Genomic DNA, 22,784 nt, shown 5'->3' with positions numbered 1-22,784 from the left:
CGCGACTGAACGAGACCCGTCAGGCAGGCATGAAGTCTCGGAGCACGGGAAGTCTCGTCGCCGAACGGTTCGCAAGAGTGGGGACGCAACCCAACAGACCCTTGGTGTACGGATGCATCGCGGTTGCGACGATTTCCGCGGACGCCTTCTGCTCCACCAACTCGCCCCGGTACATCACCAGCATGGTGTCGGAGAACTCGAGGCACAGCTTGATGTCGTGACTGACGATGAGCAGCGCAGTCCCCTGCTCCTGGGTCAGGTTCTGCAGCAGCTCCATCGTTCCGCGAGCAAGAGATGCATCGAGCGCGCTGGTCGGCTCGTCGGCAATCAGCAGTCGCGGAGACCCGCACAACGCCAACGCAGTCATCACCCGTTGACGCATTCCGCCGGACAACTCGTACGGCCGGCTCCGCATCACCCGCTTCGTGTCGGAGAGCCCGACCTTGTTCAGCCAGTACGCGGTCGCATCCGCACGCTCACGCCTCCCCTTGATTCCTGCTCCCGCGAGCACATGCTTGAACTGGCCCCCGATGGTCCACACCGGATCGAGTGCCGTCATGGCGTCCTGAAACACCATCGCAATTCCGTCGGTGCGCCGTGGCACGCTGCGACCGGTCTCCGGCCGGGCCGGGCTACCCTCGAATTCGAGACGCGTCGATTCGACCGTTGCGCCCGCCGATACGTCGAGCAATCCCGCGATCGTCATGGCCAAGGTCGACTTCCCCGAACCCGATTCACCCACCAGAGCAACTCGCTCGCCGGGTGCAATCTCGAACGATGCCTTCCTCACCGCGACCACCGCAGAGTCACCGGTTCCGTATGTCACAGTGAGATCCTCGACACCGAGAACCGGCCGGTCGGTTACCAGCGAGTAGTCATCGGTGTCATGATCGCGACTGGAAAGCGAAAGCGATTCTCGCTCTGCGGTTGTCGTCATAGGAAACTCCTGCCGATACGCCGTCGATTTAAGTACGGTGTCCATGGTCGCGGCACGGTGTTTCCCAGAGCCGCGTCGGCGGTAAACAGCGCATTACGCAGCACATGCGCCGCGCCCATACGTCCCTGAGCAGGTATTTGTTCTTAATTTTCTTCGTTAAGGCCGCAGCGCTGACAACGGGTCGAACGCCGATGTCCGATATGCTCGTAGTCATCATCGGTGATCTCGACGCTGCGGCCACCTCGGATCTCCCATGCGCATCCCCGAAAGGCGATGACAGATGACTCGCCCCTTCTTCGACGACCAATCCGGCTCCGTTGCCGCCCATCTACGCAGACAGGCCGACGAGCAACGCGCCAGATACATTCGCGCGCAATCGAACCGCGGCGAGAAGTCCGTAACCTCCCCCCGCCGTGTGTACGAACTGATCCGCTCGGGAATCCGCCGCGGCACGATGCCGCACGACGAGGTTCTCTCGGAGCAGCATCTCATCGAGACGTTGGGAGCGACGAGAAATGCTGTGCGCAAGGCGCTTCAGATGCTCGCCGACGATGGCGTCGTGCTGCGGGCGCGTCGAGCAGGGACATCGATCGCTCACGACATCGTGGCCGTACGCGAAGGCGAAGTGGGCCCGAGAGCGTGGGCGGGCATGCCGGACGCGGGCCGACTGACGGTGGAGACACTGGAATGCCGGCGCATCACTGCACCTGCGGTCATCCAGGAGTTCATCGGTAGCGACGTGGAGTCGGTGATTCTGCTCGAACAGATCGGCCGGATGAACGCAAAGCCGCTCTACCTTCGCGTCGGCTACTGCATCACGGACTTCGACATCGACGAGTTCACCGAACGCATCGAGAGCAACCACTCGGAGTTCCCACCGATCGCCGTCGCGCATCATCGAATCTTCGGCACCACCTACGGCGGAAGCAGCTCCGTGGTAGAGGCGATCTCCTGCCAGGAACGGGCGGCCGAGCTACTCGAGATGCAGGTAGGATCACCGGTATTGTTGCGCGAGTTGATCACTCGAGATACCGATGGCCGTCCGTCCGAGCTCAGCTTCACACACTTCCGAGCCGATCGAGTCGCCATCATCGGATCCACTGTCACGGCCGGCACCACCACCCTGAACTGACACCAGGGGGTCGTGCGAATACCGACCCCCTGGTGTCGATCAGTCAGAAGTCCAGCAGATTGTCGCGGAACTGTGTGTGCGCATATGCGTCTCGCACCAATCCGCGGCGACGCAGCGCGGGCACCAGACCGTCGGTCACCTCGGTGTAGTACCGACGCCCGAGCCGACCGGTCATGAGGAAGCCGTCGCCGCCGACTGCATCGATGACGTCCTCCATCTGCTCTGCCACGGTATCGGGAGTACCCACCAGCGGCACCGAGGTGATTGACCACGTGGCAGCCAACTGGCGCAACGTCTTCGGAGTTCCATCCTCGTTGAACTTGCTGCTGCCCGAACCCGCGAGAAAGTCGGCGAGCGTCGTGCGGTGTCCGTTGGTCGTCAGATCCGGAGGCGGGGCATCGATGTCCATCGTCGATAGATCGTTGCCAGTCACCGCGGAAATGTGCGCCAACGCAGCGTGCACCCGTCCATCGGTTGCCTCACGAGACCGCGCATCCAGTTCGCGAGCCTCGCTGTCGGTCTCACCCAGCACCGGGGACACGATGTAGAGAATTTTGATCGAATCCGGATCGCGGCCTGCGTCCGAGGCCATCGCCCGAACGTCGTCGCGATAGGCCTTCATCGCCTCGATGCCCTGAGCCTGGCAGATGATCGTGTCGGCATTGCGAGCGGCGAATGCGCGTCCGCGCGGAGATCCCCCGGCCTGGCAGATCACCGGCCTGCCCTGGGGCATCGGCAGCGTGTTGAGCGGACCGCGCGTGCGGTGGAACTTGCCGACGTAATTCGCGTCGTGCACCTTGGTGTGATCGACGTAGGTGTTCGACGCCTTGTCCATCACCAGCGCGTCGGGTTCCCACGACTTCCAGAGCGCATCGACAGCCTCGACGAACTCCTCGGCGCGCTCGTACCGTTCGTCGTGTGGCGGCAGTGCGCCCATGCCGAAGTTCTGTGCGGCGCGGTCCTCGCTCGACGTCACCACGTTCCACCCGACCCGTCCGTGGGACATGTGATCGAGAGTCGACACCACCCGTGCCAGCAGGTACGGCGGGTAGAAACTGGTGGACATCGTGGTTACGATCCCGAGCCTCGATGTTGCCGCGGCCAACATCGGCACCAGTGCGACCGGATCGTGCTTGGGCGCGTACTGCGCCTTCGCCAGATCGAACTCCGTGGTGCCGCCGTAGATGTCGGACACCATGGACGAGTCCTCGAGCATCAGATAGTCGAATCCTGCACGCTCGAGCGCCTGAGCCATCTCGACGTGAAAACGCCCGTCCGCCCAGGAGTCGGAATCGGATCCGGTCCAGTGCGAGCTCCACACCGGTGGACGAAAGCTGGTGAACCAGCCCAGATGCATGCGCGGTGTACTCATCGCACACCTGCCAGGTGCTCACGAAGATTGCCACCGCGGTACCCGGTGCCTGCGACGCCCCGTCGTGCGAGTTCGGGCATCAGCCCGTCGCACACGTCATCGACGTACCGACGGTTGAGCACCCCGCCGCCACCCCCGAAGAACAGGAAGCCGTCCCCGCCTACCTCGTCGATGACGCTTTCCATTTCGTCCGCCACACTGGCCGGCGTGCCGACCAGTCGCAAGGATTCCGTCCGTTCGGTGGCCACGGTCTCGCGAATCGATCTGCCGTTCGCCCATTTCCGCAGGTTGTCCAGAATGCTGGTGCTCCCCTCGGTCTTCAGATCGTCCGGAATCGGCTTGTCCACGTCGAGCACAGAGAAGTCGATGTCTCCGGACAGCATGATCAGCCGGCGTGCGATGGCCGCATCGGTCGCCTCGTAGTAGCGCTCGGCCTTGCGATTCGCATCTTCCTCGGTCTCCCCCAGAATCGGCGTCACCATGTAGAGAACCTTGATGTCGTCGGGGTCGCGTCCGAATTCCGCGGCACGGGCCCGCACCGTGTTTCGGTACTCGCGCATCGCGTCTCGCCCCTTCGGCGCAGCGACAACGAGATCGGCGACTCGTGCCGCGAGATCGATACCGGACTTCGACGCTCCCGCCTGGCACAGCACCGGCTTGCCCTGCGGACTCGGCAAGGTGTTGAGCGGGCCCCGGACCGAGAAGTGCGCTCCGACATGATCGATGGTCCTGACCTTGGTGTGGTCCACGTAGGACTCGAGGCCGGGAGCGATCGGGGATGCGGCATCGGCGTCCCAGGACGCCCAGAGCTGGTTCGCGACGTCGACGAACTCCTCGGCGATCTCGTACCTGGCATCGTGGGTCGGCAGCGTGTCCTTGCCGAAGTTCTGTGCCGCTCGGTCCCCGGTCGAAGTGACGATGTTCCACCCCATCCGTCCGCGACTGAGATGGTCGAGGGTCGAGAGCAGCCGAGTGAGCAGGAACGGTGGGTAGAAACTCGTGGACGCGGTGACGACGATGCCGATTCTGTCGGTCTCGTACGCCAGTCGTGAGGCCAGCGCCATCGGGTCGTGCTTCGGCGCTCGCGGTGTCCACTTGAGTTCGGACTCGAACGTGCCGCCGTAGATATCGGTCAGCGCCGTCGAATCCTCCAGCATCACGAAGTCGATTCCCGCTCGCTCGAGCGCGCGCACGACGTCGACAGCGAAAGTGCCGTCGGCCCAGTCTGTTCCACCGGTTCCGGCGAAGGGTCCGGTCCAGTCGGGTACGAGGTAGTTGGTGAACCAACCGAGAGTGAACGGTTGTGACATCGGTCCTCTTTTCCAAAGTGGTGGTCGTGAATGGTCGGGGTAGGGACGGCGGACTCCTCGGTGACGACCACCTTCGATTCGGGGGTCGACACAGCGACGGTCCGCCACGGTCGAAGTGCGAGCAGGACTGCCAGCGCTGCAACGGGGATGCTGGCGGTGAACGCGAGAGAATAGGACGTCTGAGCGACGACGGCACCGGCGACGAGCGGGCCGAGCATGGTGCCGACATCGAACGTGACCTGGTACACGGCAATGGGACTGCCGCCGCGCCCCGCCAGCACGTCGCCGACGGTCGCGGCGCTCGCCACCATGGCGCACGTGCCGCCCACTCCCCACAGCACCATCGTCAGCACCAGGATCGGCAGAGTCGGAACGAGGGCGAGAACGACGAGCCCGAGCAGGATCAGACCGGATCCGAAGGCCAGCATGGGCCGTCGACCCCAGCTGTCGACGAGTTTGCCCGCAGGTTTGACGACGACGATCTGCACAACGGCACCGACGACGAGAACCAACCCCGAGACGAAGGGGCTGCCGCCGATCACCGTCGCCACGAACAGCGGGATGAGGGTGAACCGCACCCCGTTGCCGACCCAGCCGTTGGCGAAGTTCGACGCGATCGACGCACGGAACCCCCGGTGGCCGAACGCACTTCGCAGCGTCATCATCTCCGGTCGTGTTGTCGTATCGTGCACGACACCGTTCGCGGCGTCCTTCTTGTCACTGGATCGGAATGCGAACCAGACGACGGCGACTCCGACGATCAGCGTCAGTGCGTGGGTGAGGAACGGGGCCCGAAGCGAGACGAGAGCGACGGCACCGCCGATGACCGGGCCCAGTACCCCGCCGATGAGAAAGCCGGACTGGAAGACGGACGCAGTTCTGCCTCCGGTTTCCGGGGTGCTGTAGCGGAAGAGCAACTGCTGACCGGCCACGGTGAACATCGCCGTTCCGACGCCGCCGACGGCTCGAAGCAACAACAGTGACAGAAAGGTCGGAGCGAATGCTGCTGCGAGCGAGGATGTTGCGGCCAGCAGCAGTCCCGCCGTGAGGATCGTGCGTTCGTCGAACCTCATCAGCAGACGGGATGCACCGAACGAGGCCAGCACTCGGGTGAACGCGTAGATGCTCACCACCGACGAGGCCGCGAGATCAGAGACCCCGAAATCTCGGGCGAAGACCGGAATGACCGGAGCCACAACGCCGTAGCCGAGACCGATGCAGACGTTGACGAAGGCCAACGCGTACACCGGGCCCGGTACCACCGAGTCTCTGCGTAGCAACCGCATCAGAAGGACATGAGATTCTCACGAAACATGTCGTGCTCGTATTCGGTACGGACGAGGCCGCGTCGTTGCAGCGCGGGGACGAGGCCCTCGGTGATCTCGCCGACGTAGCGGCGGCCGATGCTCCCGGTGATCAAGAACCCGTCACCACCGACGAAGTCCATCGTCTCGCCCATCTGCTCGGCAACAGAGTCAGGGGTGCCGACGTAGTGCACGTTCTTCATGGACCAGCCGAGTGCCGCCTTGCGTGGCGTATTGCCGTAGGAGAGGAAGTCGCCGAGCGTCGTCCGGTGTCCGTTGGTGGAGAGTTCGGGGAACTCCTCGTCCAACTCGTAGGTCGACAGATCGATTTCGGTCAGTGCCGAAATGTGGCCCAGCGCAGACTCGATGCGTGAATCGACATCGGCGGTCATGCGCTCCACCTTGGCGCGCGCGTCGGATTCGGTATCCGCCAGCACGGGCTGGGTGATGAACATGATCTTGCAGCTGTCCGGATCGCGGCCTTCCTTCTCCATCCGCATTCTGATGTCGTCGCGGAACGCCTTCATCGCGGCCGGATCCTTGGCCGCGCTGAGGATGGTTTCCGCGTTGCGGGCGGCGAATTCGCGACCCCGCGGTGATCCGCCGGCCTGACAGATCACCGGTTCGCCCTGCGGTGACCGCGGTAGATTCAGCGGTCCGCGCGATGCGTGGTACTTGCCGCGAAAGTTCGTGACATGGACCTTCGTGTGATCGACATACGTGCCGGTGTCCCGGTCGAGGACCATCGCGTCCTCCTCCCACGAAGCCCACAGCTGCTTGACGAGATCGACGAACTCGTCGGCGCGCTCGTACCGTTGGTCGTGTTCGGCCAGCTTGTCCATGCCGTAGTTCTGCGCAGCGCGGTCCTCGCTGGAGGTCACGACGTTCCAGCCGACACGCCCGCCGCTGAGGTGATCGAGAGTGGAGAACCGTCGCGCAAGTAGCCACGGCGGGTAGAAGGACGTCGAACACGTTGCGATGATGCCGATGTGCTTCGTCGACGCAGTCAGCATCGGAACCAACGTCACGGGATCGTGTTTGGGCGCATACAGTCCGTACTTCAGGTCCACCCTCGACGTCTGCTCGAAGGCATCCGAGACCATCGACGAATCCTCGAGCATGATGTAGTCGAAGCAGGCTCGCTCGAGTGACCGCGCGAAGTCGACATGCAATTCGCCGTTGGCCCACGTCCTGCCTTCGTCGCCGGCCCAGGTGGTGTTCCACGGCGGGTTGGAGAAGTTGGTGAACCACCCCAGATGAAATTTGGTCATGCCGTGCTCCTTGCTCTCGATGTGGGTAGATCACTTCTGTGCAGCCGAGACAGCTCGGCAGGTTCCTTCGGATGGATTCCGCGCAGGCCCGACGCCACGCTCGCCAGTAGCGCTGCGAATGCCATGGCGGCCACGGCGATGACGAATCCCATTGTCAACGAATCGGATCCGCCGTCCGGCAACATCTCGGTGTCGCCGGAGTACACCAATTCACGCAGCGTCGGCGGCAGTGCAGACACCACGAGGACCAGGGCGAGCGCTGTGCTGAGGGTGACTGCAGTGTTGTCGAGGGACACACGAAGTCCGTTCGCCATCCCCGAACGGTTCGGTGCCACTCCCACGTTGATCGCCGCCGCATTGGCCGTCTTGAAGATCCCGCCACTGAGACCGAGGGCGAACAGCAGGGCGACGATGGGGACGTCCTGGGCCGGCCCCGCGATGTGCAGGGCAAGTACCGACAGCACCGTTGCGGTGCCGAGCGTGGACAGCGTCGTCAACGTCCGCGTCGAGACTCGGGTGGCCAGTGTGCCCGCGATCGGCGACATCACGGTGGTGCCGACGGCGAGTGCGGTGATCTGCAATCCGGCGTCGATGGGACTCGAGCCCACGACACTCTGGAGGTAGAGCGACATGGTCACGGCCACCGCGCCTTCCGCCATCGTCACCAGGAACGATGCGGTGTAGGCACTGCCGCGGAATCTGTCCGCGAGCAGTTTCGGATCCACGATCGGGTCTGTGGCTCGCTTCTCCCACCACCAGAACAGCGGGGCGGCGACCACGACACCGGCGAGCGGTACCACCGAGTGCCACGACCCGAAACCGTCACTGCCACCGCGATTCACCCCGTAGACCAGGCCACCGAGGATGACCATCGAGCCCAGCGCACCGGCGTAGTCCAGGGGTGCCCCTGCCTTCGGCCGCGGTGTCCGGCGCAGGGTGATCCATGCCCAGACCGTCCCGACAACGCCGAGCGGAACGACGATTCCGAACACCCCACGCCACCCGACGGTTTCGGTCAGAACGCCACCGAGCAACGGTCCGACAGAGATGGCGAGCGACATGATCGTGATGTTCCAGCCGATACCGATCGAGAGCTTCTGCGGCTCGAATGCCTCCACGAGCAGCGCAGTGGTGTTGGTGATCACTGCCGCCGCGCCGATGCCCTGCACGACGCGTAAGCCGATCACGATGTCGGGGTCCGTCGCCGACGCGATCACCGCGGCACTGACGGTCAGACAGGCCAAGCCTGCGAGATACACCGGTCGGCGTCCGACGAGATCGGCGAGTTTGCCGAGCACCATGATGAACACTGCGGTGGTGAGCAGGTACGCGAGCATGAACCAATCGGTTTGTGCTGCAGAGGCTCCGAGTCCCGCGCTCATGTCCGGTAGTGCGACGGGGAGCATCGACACCGATACGAACGTGATGCTCATCCCGAGTCCGGTGACCGACAGCACGCGCCAGGGATACGAGTCGGGTCGCACCTGCGTCGACGGGCCGACCCCTGCAGCGACGATCAGAAGTCCATCAGGTTGTCGCGGAACAGTTCGTGCGGATATCCATCACGAATCAGTCCACGCTTACGCAGTTCGGGTGCCAGACCATCGGTGATCTCGCTGATGTACCGCCGGTTCACGCTTCCTGCGATGAGGAACCCGTCACCGCCGACCTCGGCCGCGATATCACCCATCTGCTCCGCCACCGCGTCGGCTGTGCCGATCAGTTGCACGGACTTCCTGATGTCCGAGCTCGCCGCCTCGCGCAGTGTCATCCCGGTGGTGTTGGCACCGATCAGGGCCATCGTTCCCCGGCCCGCATTGGTCTCGACGGTGGGAATCGGCGCGTCCAGATCGAATTTCGAGAAGTCGATACCGCTCGCATAGGACATCGAGGCCAGATTGACGTCGATGTTGTTGCGGAAGCCGTCGAGGATCCGCTCGTTCTTGTCCTGTGCTTCTTGCTGAGTCTCGCCGAGTACCGGGCTGACGATGAACATGATCTTGCAACTGTCCGGGTCCCGCCCCTCCACGATCATGCGGGCACGGACGTCGTCGCGGTACGTCTTCATGGCCTCGACGCTCTCTACCTGAGCCAGAATGGTTTCGGCGTGTTTGGCTGCGAAGCCGCGGCCTGCGGGCGAACCGCCGGCCTGGCAGATCACCGGTCGGCCCTGCGGCGTCGGAGTGGTGTTGAGCGGTCCGCGGGAGGAGTGGTATTTGCCCTTGAAGTCGATGTTGTGGACCTTCGCGAAGTCTGCGAAGACGCCCGCTTCTCGGTCGAGGCGCACCGCATCGGGCTCCCACGAGGACCACAGTTGCTTGACGAGGTCGATCCACTCGTCGGCCATCTCGTACCGATGATCGTGCTCGAACATCTCCTCGTAGCCGAAGTTCTGTGCCGTCCGAACATTGTGCGAGGTCACGAGGTTGACCCCGGCGCGCCCGTTACTGAGGTGGTCGAGCGTGGCTGCGGTGCGGGCAGCCATGTAGGGCGGGTGGAACGACGTGGTCATCGTTGCAATGAGGCCGAGACGCTCGGTGTGCTGACTCAGGATGGGCAGCAACGAGTTCGGGTCCTGCTTGGGCACCGACCGCGCATTGGCCAGCCACCACTCGGACGAACCACCGAACGAGTCCGGGACGAACGAACCGTCCTCGAACATGATGTAGTCGAATCCGGCCCGTTCGAGCGATCGAGTCATGTCGATGTACAGCTCGGGGTGGTTCCATTCGGTGCCGCCCTCCCCCGACCACATCTGGTTCCACGACTGCACCTGCCAGCTCAAGAACCAACCAAGGTGGAACATGTCGGCTTTCTCCTTCCAGATCTACGGTGAGAGGTTCAGAATGCGCGAAGGTTCTCGCGGAAGTGACTGTGCTCGTACGACGTTCGCGTCAATCCTCGACGCTTGAGCGCAGGCACCAACCCGTCGGTGATCTCGGCGACGTAGCGCCGGTTCATCAGAGCTCCCGCAATGAGGAAGCCGTCGCCGCCCACCTCCTGCATGACGCCGTCCATCATGTCGGCAACGTCGTCGGGAGTGCCGACGAATTCCAGGGTGTCGATGGCGCTGTGGCCGGTGATGCGCTCGCGCAGGGTCTGTGTGCCGTCACCCTTGAACTCGGCGAAACTGCTTCGGTGACCGTTGCTTTCGAGATCCGCCGGCAACGGCTCGTCGAGGTCGAACTGGCTCAGATCGATACCGGACAGGTGCGAACGCCCGGCGAGGAGCCCGTCGATGTTGCTCGACGCGGCATCTGCCCGACGCTTCTGCTTGGCCTTGGCCTCGGCCGTCGTCTCACCGAGGATCGGGGAGATCAGGTACATCACCTTGACGTCGTCAGGGTTGCGGCCGGCCTCGACGGCACCCTGGCGGATGTCCTCGCGGTAGCGTCGCATCTTCTCGGTCCCATGGGGATTGGAGATGATGGCGTCGGCATGCTTGGCGGCGAACTCCTTGCCTTTGTCCGAGCCACCTGCCTGCAGAAACACCGGCCGACGCTGCGGGCTGGGGATGGTGTTCAGCGGTCCCCTCGACTTGAAGAACTTACCCTCGAAATCGATTCGGTTGACCTTCTCGTGGTCGGCGTAGATGCCGCCCGCCGAGGTGTCCGCATGCACCGCACCGTCTTCCCAGGAGTCCCACAGCTTGCAGGCGAGCTCGACGAACTCGTCGGCGATGTCGTAGCGGAGATCGTGTTCGGGCATGTCGAATCCGTAGTTCTGCGCGGCGCGAGTGTTGCTGCCGGTGACGATGTTCCAGCCGATTCGTCCCTCGGCGATATGGTCGAGCGTCGACATCAGACGCGCCACGGTATACGGGTGGTAGAAGGTTGTGGTCAGGGTCGGAACGATGCCGAGGTGCTTGGTCGTGTACGACAGGATTCCGGCGAGGACGGCAGGATCGTGTTTCGGTGCCGCGGATGCCGTGGCCAGGTAGTACTCCATCGAACCCTTGTAGGTGTCCGAGACCTGCACCGAGTCCTCCATGATGAGGAAGTCGAAACACGCCCGCTCGAGCGAGTGCGCCAGGTCCACGTACTGATCGGGCATCATCCAGTCGGTCGCACCGGTACCCGACCACGGCTGGTTCCAGGACTGGACGCCGAAGCCGGCTCCGAGGAACCATCCGAGGTGAAATTTGTTGGCAGTCATAGTTTTCTCCAGATACGAAACGAGTGAGAGGTCAGAATTCGAGCAGGTTGTCGCGCAGATGATCGCTGCTGTACTCGGTCCGCATCAGACCTCGGCTCTGTAGAGCGGGCACGAGTCCGTCTGCGATCTCACCGATGTAGCGCCGGTTGTGCGGCTGGCTCCAGATCAAGAACCCGTCCCCGCCGACCTCTGCCATGGCGTCGCCCATCTGCGCGGCAACAGCATCCGGTGTACCGACCAGCTCCATCGATTCGGTTCGGTAGGCCACGCAGGCCTCGCGGAGCGTTCGGCCGTCGGCCCAGTTGCGGAAGTTCTCCAACGTGGACTGGTGTCCGTTGGTGTGCACGTCCTCGGGCATCGGCTTGTCGAGATCGAACGTGGAGAAGTCGATCTCCATGCTTGCCGACCAGCCGATGAGCACCCCCGCAGGATTGGCGCGAACCGCCGCCGCCTTGCGATCCTTTCGCGCGAGCGCATCCTCGTGGGTCTCACCGAGGATGGGAGAGACCACGTACATCACCTTCGCCGAATCGGGATCGCGGCCGTGCAGCGCCATCCGACGCCTGATGTCGGACCGGTACTCCTTCATCGCTGCAACACCTTTGGGGAGCGCCATGATCATGTCCGCATGCTTGGCCGCGAAGTCGCGGCCGGCCGGCGAGCCGCCCGCCTGCGTGATGACCGGTCTTCCCTGCGGTGAGGGCAAAGTGTTGAGCGGCCCGCGGGAGGAGTAGTACTTGCCCTGGAAGTCGATGGTGTGGACCTTGGTGTGGTCGACGTAGGTGGACGTTGCGCGGTCCATCACCACAGCATCGGCATCCCACGAGTCCCAGAGCTTCTCGACCAGTTCCACGTACTCGTCGGCGCGTACGTAGCGCTCGTCGTGCGGAGGTAGCGCGTCCATACCGAAGTTCTGGGCTGCGCGATCTTCGCTGGAGGTCACCACGTTCCACCCGATACGACCCGAGGACAGGTGATCGAGTGAGGAGATCGAGCGTGCGAGAAGATAGGGCGGATAGAAGGACGTCGATGCGGTCAGGGCGATACCGAGATGACTGGTGGCCCGGGTGAGCAAGGGAGCCAACGCCATCGGATCACCTTTCGGTGCCCACCCGCCGGTCTTCAGGGTCGCTTCCGAGCTGCCACCGTAGGTATCGGACACCATCGACGAATCCTCGAGGAGCAGGAAGTCGAAGCATGCGCGCTCGAGGGTCTTGGCGAAGTCGACGTAGAAGTCTCCGTTCAACCAGTCCCCACTGTCGGAACCCTCGAACGCGGTGTTCCAGGACGTCGGTACGAAGCTGCCGAACCAACCGAGATGAAATCTGTTGTCTGTCATGGTCACATTCGTTCCTCGCTGGTCGTTCTTCCTCGGTGTAGGTCAACTACACCGCGCGGATGTTTCGCCCGGCCACGTTCTCGGTAGCCGTCGGATTTCGCCGCGAATCACGGGCGTTTCCGCACGCAGTTCGGTCGGGAAGCCCGATATGACCACCGACCGAACTGCCTGCGGGCGTGCGCTCTACGAACCGAGCGTCAGATTGGAGTAGTCGATCCGGAAGTCGGTGCGCTGTACGAACCCGCCGATGCCGGCCTCGAGAGCCACCGAGGGCCGCACCCTGGCGATGAAAATGTAGGGTGCCTGCTCGGTCATGCGGAGCTCTGCCTGATTCCAGAACACTCCGGCCTCGGGGCTCAGTGCATCACCGGCATCGAGCCCTTGGTCCACCATCGCGAGGAACTCCGGGTCGTTCCACAGCGCGATATTGGAGCCGCCACCCGGCTGCGTGAGCAACTGCAGCGAGTACGGCGGGGTCATCGTGACCGACGCACCGATGCTGAGGCTGGCCTGCACCTTTCCGGCCAAGGTGTCGGCATTGAGCTGCGCTGCAGGCACTTCCGCGATCGTGACGTCGATGCCCGCTTCGGCCGCATAGGACTGGATCTGAATCGCCGTGTCCTGCGCCGCCGGGAGCTGATTGTTGACACTGAGGGTGAACGCAAGACCATCGGTCAAACCGGCGTCCGCCAACAGCGATTTGGCTCGCTCGGGGTCGCTGTCGTACTGGGGAAGATCGCTCCCGTCCCAGTTCGGCGCTTTGTCGTCGAGTACGTGGTTGTACTTGTAGGCCCTGCCGAAGAAGACGTCGGACATGATCTGGTCGTACGGGATCGCGTATGCCATCGCCTGGCGAACGCGCACATCGTCGAACGGCGCCGTCGTGGTGTTCATCGAGAACAACAGGTACTGATTCGACGTTGTCGTCGGGACGGTCACCGCGTCGTTGCTCTCCAGCGTCGCCTGGTCCGACGAGCGCAACGCCAGCGCGACATCTGCGTCGCCGCGCGTGACCATGTTCGCTCTCGTCGCGGGGTCGGCCACGACGCGTCGGACCATGCGCTTCACCTCGGGCTCACCGAGAACGAAGTTGGGGTTCGCCGTCATGACGATCTCCTGGCCGGGAGTGACGGACTCCAACATGTATGCGCCGTAACCGAAGTTGCCGCGCATCATGTCCTCGGCACCCCAGGCCACCGCATACGGGTCCTCGGGAGTGGCGTTCTCGATGAGGTAGTTGCTGTCGTAGATCGACCCGATGTTCTCGGCGAGGTTCGCCAGCAGGGTCAATCCGTAGCCGGCCTTCTGCACCGTGAAACTGACGGTGTAGTTGTCGACCTTCGTGATCTGGGTCGCCGGGTCGGTCAACATCGGCTTGTAGTAGCCGGCCATACCGCCACCCGGGGTGGCGAACTTGCGCTCGAAGGACCACAGCACGTCATCGGCGTCGAGCTCGTTGCCGTGCGCACTCATCACACCCTGACGGAGCGTGAACGTGTAGACGAGCTGATCCGGGCTCACCTCGTAGCTGTCGGCCAGGTACGGCTCGAAATTGTAGTAGTCCTGCACCAGTGCATCCGAGCCGTCCTCCTCGACGTACGGCTTACGAATCAGCTGGGCATGCATGTTGTTGGTGACGTCCTGATTGTCGGTGCCGGCGGTGTAGCCGTAGTCACGCACCACATTCGACGCCTGATCCGGTGTCACCACGACGATTTCGCCGGTGGTCGACGCCGAGGACTCGGTTTCGCTGTCCGAACAGGCACTCAACGCGAGGGCACCGACGAGCAACGGGACCGTCCACCTGAGTCCGATGGAAAGACGATGTGAGGATTTCACGATGGGTTGGTCTCCTTCTTGGGTGCACGAGCGCAGGGGGTATCACCGGTCGAGCCAACGGCTTCGATCGCGGGATGAGGTATGAGAGAGGTTTTCGCGGACCGCACTGTCCGGTGTGAAGATGGCCCGCTGTCAGTGGGAGCGGCGGGTGCCCTTGGTCAGCCTGCGACCGACGATGGCCACGGAGGCGACGGTCAGACACAGCGCGAACGCGGGAGCGCCTGCCGACCAGAGCTTTCCGATGGCGGCGTCGCCTGCACCGCGGGTGATCATCGAACCCCACTCGGGGGTGGGCGGCGGCAGCCCGACACCCAGGAAGCCGAGCGCGGCGGTGAGGATGATCGTCATACCGAACACGACCGACGCGTTCTGCAGCGCCGGAACCGACGAGTTCGGCAGCACGTGTCGGAACACCAGTTGCGTCTCGGACAGTCCTGCCTGACGGGCCGCGTCGAGATACGCGTCGCCGCGCACCCGCAGTACTTCGGTACGGACGAGCCTGGCCTGAATCGGCGCGAGAATGATCGAGAGCGTGAAAATCATGGTGATCGAGGACGTTCCGAAGAACGACACGACAACCAGCGCGACAATCACTGTGGGAACGGCTTCGAGCAGATCGAGGAAACGCGCCGCGCCTCGGGCCAGGAAGCCGCCGAGTCCGCGTCCGGCCTCGTTCATTCCGATGGTGAGTCCAATCAGAATCCCCGCCACGGTTGCGGCAACCGTGACGGCGAGGGCGATCGTCACATCGATGCGGGCACCGGCGATGGTGCGGGAGAACACGTCGAGTCCGTTGGAGTCGGTGCCGAGAAGAAACTCGGAATCCGGTGACAGAGAGGGTGCGCCGACGACCTTGGTCGGATCGAACGGGACGATCCACGGCCCGATCAGGGTGATCAGCAGAATCACGGCCAGCGGAACGAAGAGCACGACGGTGCCGACCGAGACCGACCTTCGAGTCGGCCGCCTCGTACTGCGAGTGCCGGACTCGATCTTTTTCGGTACCAGAGCAACCATCAGGAACCACCTCCTGCTCGGCCCGGCTTGCGGCGAGGGTCGAGCAACATGTTGACGAGATCGACACACAGGAACACGATCAGCGAGATTGCGGCGACGACGAGCAGGAATCCCTGCAGCGCAATCAGATCCGTCGCCGCAACCGCCTCGACGGCGTATCGGCCCATGCCGCCGAGGCCGAACAGGGTCTCGAGGATGACCGCACCGCCGAGAAGAGAACCGAAGACCATCCCGAACAACGCGACGGTCGGCGGCAATGCTCGCCGGTACGCACTTGCATAGATGTATTTGCGGGCCGAGCCGGTGGCGATCTTGAACATCGTCGGTTGCGCGGTGAGGCTCGAATCGAGAGCTGTCAGAAGCTGTTTGAGCAGAATCGGGGTGACCGAGAGCACCAGCACAGCGATCGGGAGCAGCAGGTGCGAGATCATCGAGGACACCACAACAGTGTCTCCACGGAGAATCGCGTCGAGCAGCGGGAACGAGGTGAGCGGCTCGGGTTCGGTCAATCCGGCCCGCACTCGGCCGGTAGGGGCGGGAACCACCTGCAGCGTGGCGTAGAACAGGAAGATTCCGACCACTCCGACGACGAATTCCGGAACGGCTCCCGCTGCTTGGGCGTAGCCGCGAACAGCCCGCGTAGCAATGGATCTGGGCCGGGAGACGACTACTGCCGACAGCAGCAAGGTGATCGCCAGGAGAAAGAAGAACGCAATTCCTGCGAGTTCGAGCGTGCCCGGTAGCCGGTCTGCGATATCGGTTGTCACCGGCCTACCGGTCATGATCGCGTTGCCGAGGTCGAAGTGCAGTAGGTCGCTCAGATACGACATCAACTGAGACCACAGACTGCCGTCGAGACCGAGCTCGGCCTTCGTCGCCAGATAATCGGCTTCGGTGGCTTCGGGACCGACCACTTCGCGGGCCGGGTCACCCGGGATAGCGCGTACCAGGAAGAACGCGGCGACCGCGAAGACCAACAGATGCAGCGGTAGGACGGCCACTCGGCCGAGCCACCACCGTTGACGCCCGAGAAATGTCCTCATCGCGCAGCCGCCACGGCGAGTTGCTCGACTGCTTCGTCACCGCGGTACGCGTCGAGCAACTCCGCCGTGTACGGGTCCTGTGGTCGCTCGACGACATCGTCGGTGCTGCCCTGCTCGACGATGACTCCGTTCCGCATGACCACGAGGTCGCGGGCGATGAACGCCGTAGCGGGAAGTCCGTGCGAGACGAAGACCAGCCCGCACTCCGATTCGATGCAGTACCGACGAAGCATGTTCAGGATCGCGCCTTGCACCGAGACGTCCAACGCGGACACCACCTCGTCGCACAGCAATATCCGGGGCCGAACGACCAACGCCCGGGCTATCGAAAAACGCTGTCGCTGACCTCCTGAGACCTCCGAGGGATATCGGTCCGCCATCGAGGGGTGGATTTCGAGGGACTCCAAAGTCTCGTCCACTCGTGCGTCTGCGGCCTTGGTGTGCAAACCGAGAAGCCGGACGGCAGGTAGTCGTACCGCATCACGCAGTGTTCGGCGTGGATCGAAGGACGATGTCGTGTCCTGCGCGACATACTGCACCTTCGACCGGAATTCACGCCTGCCTGCCTTCGAGGACAGCACCCCGTTCAGTTCGGCTCCGTTGTATCGCACCGAACCCGTCGTGGGCGAGAGCAATCCACACATCATCCGAACCAATGTCGATTTACCGGAGCCGGACTCGCCGACGATTCCGATGGCCGAACTCGACGTCACTTTCATGCTGATGTCGTCCACGGCCGGTGATCCCGAGCCGCGACGATCGAAGCTCTTGCACACATGTTCGGCGTCGATCTCGGCATACGCTGCGCGCAGGTTGCCACTCATCACGATCCTCCAAGCCGATTGTCTTCAGCAGAGCTATTGCTCGATGGGCACAGCATTCTCGGCACGCGTTACTGAAGACGACCTCCGGCGTAACTGAAGTATTACGCCGATCGAATCCGCTGGTCAGAACCCCCGGAACTTTATTAACGCCGCAGTGACGTAGGTCTCGACCAGCCTTCGTGCCGACATCGAGCGGCGTTATCGGAACCGACAAACCGCCCGAGCAGGCGATGTTTGCGGCGTAATAACTCATTTACGCCTGCGCCACGTTCGGTAATGCGATTGCAGCAGGCTTCCTTCATCGGCAACCGCCGCCTTGCCCACCATCACGAGAGGGATTGGTATGAACAACCACGCTCCCGCCGACAGCGTCGGATCGACGTTGCCCACCGATCGATTCGAGACAGGCGTTGTTGCATGATGCATCTCGGATGGTTCTTCACCACCGGATTCGGAGTCTACGGCTGGAACCAACCGTGGTCGGGAAACGTGGCGTCGGACATCGGTCGCCCCGATCTGTTCGTCGATGCGGCAAAGAGCCTGGAGCGCGCCGGATTCGACTACATCATGCTCGAGGATTCCTCGGTGTTGTCCGACGTGTACCGCGGAACATTCGAGAGCTCGGTTCGACGCGGGACCACCGTGCGTTTCGACCCGATGCCACTCGTCCCACTGATGGCCGACGCCACCGAACGAATCGGCATCATCGCCACCGTCGCAACGACGTTCTACCCACCGTTTCTCGCCGCACGATTGATGTCGACCCTCGATCATGTGACCAAGGGCCGCGTCGGGATCAACCTCGTCACCGCGAGCGCCGACGGAGCCGCGCAGAACTACGGATTGCCCAAACAGATCGAGCACGATCTCAGATACGAGATGGCCGACGAATGGGTCGACGTCGTCTCGCAGTTGTGGGATTCGTGGGACGAGGATGCTCTTGTCCTCGACCCGGAGTCCGGAGTGTTCGCCGATCACCAGAAGATCCATCGGATCGACTTCGAGGGTGAGTACTACTCGTCGAGAGGCCCGCTGAACGTTCCGCGCAGTCCCCAGGGGCGCCCGGTGATCTGCCAGGCTGGAGGCTCCCCTGCCGGCCGTGCATTCGGTGCCAAGCATGCGGACACCATCATCGCCAACGTTCGCGGACTCGACGCGATGAAGGAGTACCGAGAGGACATCAGCCGACGGTTGGTCGAGTACGGTCGCAAGCCGGACGACGTGAAAGTGCTGTTCCTGGTGAGTCCCATCATGGCCGACACCGACGACGAGGCCGCCGTGAAGCGCGACCGGATGCGCGAAGTCCAGAAGAACAACATCGACGGCATTCTCTCCGCGATGTCCTACTTCAGCAGCACCGACTTCTCGCAATTCGACATCGACGCACCGGTACCGGATCTGACCCAGTACAACGGGCACCAGAGCACGTTGGCGGACATGGCGAAAACCGGCAAGACCTTGCGCGAGATCGTTGCCAACTATCCGACGACCGAATCCATGGAACTCGTCGGAACGGCCGAAACCGTGGCCGAAAAGATGGTGGAAGCAATGGATTTCATCGGTGGCGACGGCTTCCTCATCGCATCACCGGTTACTCGCAAGGTCATCTCGGAGATCAGTGACGGTCTCGCTCCCGCACTGCGTCGACGCGGAGCAATACGCGACGGCTACTCCCGAACCACGTTCCGCGAGAACCTCGCCGCCTTCTGACGTGGTGGCGTTGTGATCGTCAGGGTGCCTTATCACCGCAGTACAAACCGCTGAAACAGCCGCTGGGAGCGGCGCAATGGTTCCGCAACGATGGAGTCTCCGGACCGTCACGCACATCGTGTTGGCTGGTGTCGTCGCCTCGAAGAAAAGGTTCTCGAATGAAAATCACTGTAGTAGCGGGCAATCCGAAACCCGAGTCGCGCACCCTCGATGCAGCGCGTGTTCTCGCCACCGCGCTGACGGGTGAGCCCGGCAATACCGTCGACGTGATCACCCTCGGGGCCGGGCTGCTCGGCTGGGGCGATGCTGCAGTGGCGGCCGCCGTCGAATCCGTCGCCTCGTCGGATCTCGTCGTCTTCGCCAGTCCGACCTTCAAGGCGGCGTACACCGGAGTACTCAAGCTGTTCCTCGACCAGTTCGCCGGAGGCACCGGCCTGCAGAATGTCGTTGCCGTTCCGCTCATGTTGGGTGCCGGGCCCGCTCATGCGATGGCACCGGACCTGTTTCTCAAGCACGTTCTGGTCGAACTGGGTGCGATCACCCCCGCCCCCGGTCTCTACCTGATCGATTCCACCTACACCACCGATTCTCTTATCGCCGACTACGTCTCACGCTGGGGCGACACCATCGTCGCCGCAGCCCGAACCCGAACGGATGCATCATGACCCTGACCACCACAAGCCTCGACCAGTCCGTACTACGAAACGCGTTCGGGCAGTTTCCCAGTGGTGTCGTCGCCGTCTGCGCAGAAATCGACGGGGTACAGGTCGGTATGGCAGCGAGCAGCTTCGTCGCGGTCTCCATCGATCCGCCTCTCGTCGCCTTCTGCGTACAGGACACCTCGACGACGTGGCCCAAGTTCACAGCAGCACCGCGTATCGGTATCAGCGTGCTGGGTGAGCTCCACGACGTCGCCGCGCGAACCCTCGCGCAGAAGACGGGCAACCGCTTCGAGGGATTGACCACGACGACAACCGACGACGGTGCAGTCTTCATCGACGGCGCGAGCATGTGGCTCGACGCCACCGTGACCGAGCAGATCACTGCCGGTGACCACGACATCGTGCTGATGCGCATCAACGAACTCGAGATCAAGGACGGTATTGCACCGATAGTGTTCCACGGCAGCAAGTTCCGACGTCTCGCTGTGGATCTGTGATGAGTGCCGTCGAGCATGCCCTCGATGCACTTCGAGCCGGAAAGCCGGTGTTCGTCACCGACTCGGCCGATCGCGAGAACGAGGGCGACGTGATCCTCGCGGCCGACCGGGTCACTCCTGCGTGGACGGCGTGGACTGTCCGCAACACCTCGGGCCTGCTGTGCGCTCCGATGAGTGACGCCCGCGCGGACGCCCTGGAGTTACCGCCGATGGTGTCGAACAATCAGGACCCGAAGAAGACCGCCTACACCGTCACTGTCGATGCGGCCGTGGGCATCACCACCGGAATCAGCGCAGCGGATCGAGCCAGGACCCTGCAGGTCTTGGCCGATCCCGGTTCCGTCGCCACCGACATCATCCGTCCCGGCCACGTCCTACCGCTCCGGGCACGCCCCGGTGGCGTCCTCGAGCGGCCGGGTCATACCGAAGCCGCCGTCGACCTGTGTGCGCTCGCCGGGCTTCCCGCGGTAGGTGTGATTGCCGAACTCGTCGCCGACGACGGTTCGATGATGCAATTCCATGAGATCGAACGCCTCGGCTCTCGCATGCATCTGCCGGTACTGACCATCGAGGAACTCATCGCTTATCGCCGGCTGGTCGATCCCGCGCCGGTGGCCGTCCCCGCTCGTGTGGAACGAATCGTGGAGACCGTTCTCACGACACCGCACGGCGAGTTCCGGATGTTCGGCTACCTCGACCTCGAAACCGGCGCCGAGCACGTGGCGCTCGTCTCGGGAGATGTCCGCAACGACGCCATGGTTCGCGTTCACTCGGAGTGTCTGACCGGCGAATCGTTCCTGTCGCAGCGCTGCGAATGCGGCCCACAACTCACCACCGCTCTCGAGCGGATCGCCACCGAAGGAGGCGTACTCGTCTACCTCCGCGGTCACGAAGGTCGCGGAATCGGGTTGCTGAAGAAGCTTGCCGCATACCGACTTCAGGACGAGGGATTCGACACCGTGCAAGCCAACCTCGAACTCGACGAGCCTGCCGATGGTCGCGAATACGGCGGCGCGGCAGCCATTCTGCACGATCTCGGGCTGACGACCGTTCGATTGCTGACGAACAACCCGGACAAGATTCGCGGCCTCGAAGCGCACGGAGTCGATGTCAGTACCCGCTTACCGATCATCGTGGGTGCGGCGCAGGCGAACATTCACTACCTCGAAACCAAGCGCGCTCACATGGGCCACCTGCTCCCCCGCAGTGTTGCCCAGGGTTGGTAGCCCACCCACTCGAACCGAGAACTACACCCGGCGGGCCGGAACGGTGATTCCTCGCGCGTCGAGGATGGGACGCACTCCCTCGGCGAAGTGATACGCCTCCTCCAGATGCGGGTAGCCCGAGAGGATGAACTCGTCGAACCCGGCATCGTGATACTCCCCGATCAGGTTCGCGACCTCCTCGTGTGAACCGACGAGAGCCGTACCCGCGCCGCCACGAACCAGGCCGACACCTGCCCACAGGTTCGGGTAGATCTCGAGCGAGTCCTTGCTGCCGCCGTGCAATGCGGCCATCCGGCGCTGCCCCTCGGACTGCGAGGACGAGTGCAGCGCGTGTGCCTGAGACACTTGCTCTTCGGGAAGCTCGTCGAGGAGCTTTTGCGCGACGGCCCAGGCCTCTTCGGACGTGTCGCGGCTGATGGTGTGCAGGCGAATGCCGTAGGTGAGCTTGCGGCCCTCGGCGTCCGCGAGCGCCTGCACTTTCTCGATCTTGGCGCGAGCATCGGCCGGTGGCTCGCCCCACGTCAGGTACGTCTGCACTCGCTTGGCTGCCACGGCCAGAGCCGGCTCGGAGGAACCGCCAAACCAGAACTCCGGCAATGGGTCCGGCGCTTCGGACACTCGCGCATCGGCGACCTTGAAGAACTCACCCTCGTGGTCCACCGACGGCTCGGTCCAAATGCGTTGCACCAGTTCGAGGAACTCGTCGGTGCGGGCGTAGCGCCGATCGTGGTCGATCCAATCCCCGAAACGACGCTGTTCGACGTCGTCGCCACCGGTGACGATGTTGAACAACACACGCCCTTCCGAGAACCGCTGCAACGTCGCGGCCTGCTGCGCCGCCAACGTGGGCGGTGTGAGGCCGGGGCGGAAGGCGACGAGGAACTTCAGCCGTCGGGTGCTCTGCAACAAGGCGGCCGTCGTCAGCCATGCGTCCTCGCACCATGTTCCCGTCGGGGTCAACACACCCTCGAAGTCGAGTCGGTCCGCGGCCTGAGCGACCTCGGTGAGGTAGCGCAGCGACGGGCGTCGAAACCCGGCGGGTTCGCGGAGGTTGCCGGATGCGTGAGACGCGCCGACGATGGAGCGGCCGTCGCCAGCGGTGGGAAGGAACCAGAAGATACGTGCAGTCACGTGTGAACTCCTACG

19 protein-coding genes are annotated in these 22,784 nt (G+C 63.4%); 5 read left to right on the top strand and 14 right to left on the bottom strand.

The features are described 5' to 3' along the window. Positions 1–19: 19 nt before the first annotated feature. Positions 20–937 carry an ABC transporter ATP-binding protein gene (locus tag CH294_RS18045; RefSeq protein ID WP_094738714.1) on the bottom strand — a complete coding sequence of 306 codons (918 nt, stop codon included), beginning with the start codon at positions 935–937 and terminating at the stop codon, positions 20–22. Positions 938–1,217: 280 nt separating this feature from the next. Between CH294_RS18045 and CH294_RS18035 the strand changes: the two genes are divergently transcribed. Next, positions 1,218–2,069 (top strand): GntR family transcriptional regulator, encoded by an 852-nt coding sequence (locus CH294_RS18035; RefSeq protein ID WP_094704345.1) that lies wholly within the window; start codon positions 1,218–1,220, stop codon positions 2,067–2,069. 43 nt (positions 2,070–2,112) lie between these two features. Here CH294_RS18035 and CH294_RS18030 read toward each other — a convergent pair whose 3' ends face one another. The 12 genes from CH294_RS18030 to CH294_RS17975 all read right to left on the bottom strand — a co-directional run bounded on the left by CH294_RS18030 (position 2,113) and on the right by CH294_RS17975 (position 17,543). After that, positions 2,113–3,441, bottom strand: coding sequence for an NtaA/DmoA family FMN-dependent monooxygenase (locus CH294_RS18030; protein WP_094738713.1), 1,329 nt, complete (start codon positions 3,439–3,441; stop codon positions 2,113–2,115). After that, positions 3,438–4,601, bottom strand: a complete 1,164-nt coding sequence (locus tag CH294_RS18025) for an NtaA/DmoA family FMN-dependent monooxygenase (RefSeq protein ID WP_249305380.1) — start codon at positions 4,599–4,601, stop codon at positions 3,438–3,440. The genes CH294_RS18030 and CH294_RS18025 overlap by 4 nt, the downstream gene beginning before the upstream one ends. Next, positions 4,598–6,037 (bottom strand): MFS transporter, encoded by a 1,440-nt coding sequence (locus tag CH294_RS27870; RefSeq protein WP_094738711.1) that lies wholly within the window; start codon positions 6,035–6,037, stop codon positions 4,598–4,600. The genes CH294_RS18025 and CH294_RS27870 overlap by 4 nt, the downstream gene beginning before the upstream one ends. Further along, on the bottom strand, positions 6,037–7,326 hold the full coding sequence (locus CH294_RS18015) for an NtaA/DmoA family FMN-dependent monooxygenase (RefSeq protein ID WP_037171260.1): 1,290 nt from the start codon (positions 7,324–7,326) through the stop codon (positions 6,037–6,039). The genes CH294_RS27870 and CH294_RS18015 overlap by 1 nt, the downstream gene beginning before the upstream one ends. After that, positions 7,323–8,783, bottom strand: a complete 1,461-nt coding sequence (locus CH294_RS18010; protein ID WP_141216520.1) for an MFS transporter — start codon at positions 8,781–8,783, stop codon at positions 7,323–7,325. The genes CH294_RS18015 and CH294_RS18010 overlap by 4 nt, the downstream gene beginning before the upstream one ends. Before the next feature lie 59 nt (positions 8,784–8,842). Beyond that, on the bottom strand, positions 8,843–10,132 hold the full coding sequence (locus CH294_RS18005; RefSeq protein WP_094738709.1) for an NtaA/DmoA family FMN-dependent monooxygenase: 1,290 nt from the start codon (positions 10,130–10,132) through the stop codon (positions 8,843–8,845). A gap of 35 nt (positions 10,133–10,167) precedes the next feature. Beyond that, complete coding sequence (locus CH294_RS18000) at positions 10,168–11,481, bottom strand: NtaA/DmoA family FMN-dependent monooxygenase (protein WP_094738708.1); 1,314 nt, start codon at positions 11,479–11,481, stop codon at positions 10,168–10,170. Positions 11,482–11,512: 31 nt separating this feature from the next. Continuing rightward, entirely contained in the window at positions 11,513–12,820 is a 1,308-nt protein-coding gene (locus CH294_RS17995; RefSeq protein WP_037148450.1) for an NtaA/DmoA family FMN-dependent monooxygenase, read from the bottom strand. A gap of 183 nt (positions 12,821–13,003) precedes the next feature. After that, positions 13,004–14,659 (bottom strand): ABC transporter substrate-binding protein, encoded by a 1,656-nt coding sequence (locus CH294_RS17990; protein WP_141216519.1) that lies wholly within the window; start codon positions 14,657–14,659, stop codon positions 13,004–13,006. Between the two features lie 132 nt (positions 14,660–14,791). Beyond that, entirely contained in the window at positions 14,792–15,676 is an 885-nt protein-coding gene (locus CH294_RS17985; protein WP_094738706.1) for an ABC transporter permease, read from the bottom strand. Beyond that, complete coding sequence (locus CH294_RS17980) at positions 15,676–16,719, bottom strand: ABC transporter permease (protein WP_094738705.1); 1,044 nt, start codon at positions 16,717–16,719, stop codon at positions 15,676–15,678. Before CH294_RS17980 ends, CH294_RS17985 begins: the two co-directional genes overlap by 1 nt. Beyond that, entirely contained in the window at positions 16,716–17,543 is an 828-nt protein-coding gene (locus tag CH294_RS17975) for an ATP-binding cassette domain-containing protein (protein WP_094738704.1), read from the bottom strand. Before CH294_RS17975 ends, CH294_RS17980 begins: the two co-directional genes overlap by 4 nt. Before the next feature lie 417 nt (positions 17,544–17,960). Here CH294_RS17975 and CH294_RS17970 point away from each other — a divergent pair, with 417 nt between their 5' ends. The 4 genes from CH294_RS17970 to ribA all read left to right on the top strand — a co-directional run bounded on the left by CH294_RS17970 (position 17,961) and on the right by ribA (position 21,638). Further along, on the top strand, positions 17,961–19,253 hold the full coding sequence (locus tag CH294_RS17970; RefSeq protein WP_094738703.1) for an NtaA/DmoA family FMN-dependent monooxygenase: 1,293 nt from the start codon (positions 17,961–17,963) through the stop codon (positions 19,251–19,253). Positions 19,254–19,411: 158 nt separating this feature from the next. Further along, positions 19,412–19,918, top strand: coding sequence for an NAD(P)H-dependent oxidoreductase (locus CH294_RS17965; protein WP_094738702.1), 507 nt, complete (start codon positions 19,412–19,414; stop codon positions 19,916–19,918). Beyond that, positions 19,915–20,412: a flavin reductase family protein gene (locus CH294_RS17960; RefSeq protein ID WP_037148462.1), complete on the top strand. Its 498-nt coding sequence runs from the start codon at positions 19,915–19,917 to the stop codon at positions 20,410–20,412. The genes CH294_RS17965 and CH294_RS17960 overlap by 4 nt, the downstream gene beginning before the upstream one ends. Next, positions 20,412–21,638 carry a GTP cyclohydrolase II gene (gene ribA / locus CH294_RS17955; RefSeq protein WP_037171248.1) on the top strand — a complete coding sequence of 409 codons (1,227 nt, stop codon included), beginning with the start codon at positions 20,412–20,414 and terminating at the stop codon, positions 21,636–21,638. Before CH294_RS17960 ends, ribA begins: the two co-directional genes overlap by 1 nt. A 21-nt stretch (positions 21,639–21,659) precedes the next feature. On the opposite strand, the gene CH294_RS17950 is transcribed toward ribA, so the two are convergent. Further along, positions 21,660–22,769: an LLM class flavin-dependent oxidoreductase gene (locus CH294_RS17950; protein WP_032402581.1), complete on the bottom strand. Its 1,110-nt coding sequence runs from the start codon at positions 22,767–22,769 to the stop codon at positions 21,660–21,662. Between the last annotated feature and the right edge of the window lie 15 nt (positions 22,770–22,784).

Source organism: Rhodococcus sp. 14-2483-1-1 (assembly GCF_002259335.1).
GTDB lineage: Bacteria > Actinomycetota > Actinomycetes > Mycobacteriales > Mycobacteriaceae > Rhodococcoides.
The sequence above is the reverse complement of the archived record's forward strand: the minus strand, read 5'-3'. Positions and strand labels throughout refer to the sequence as shown.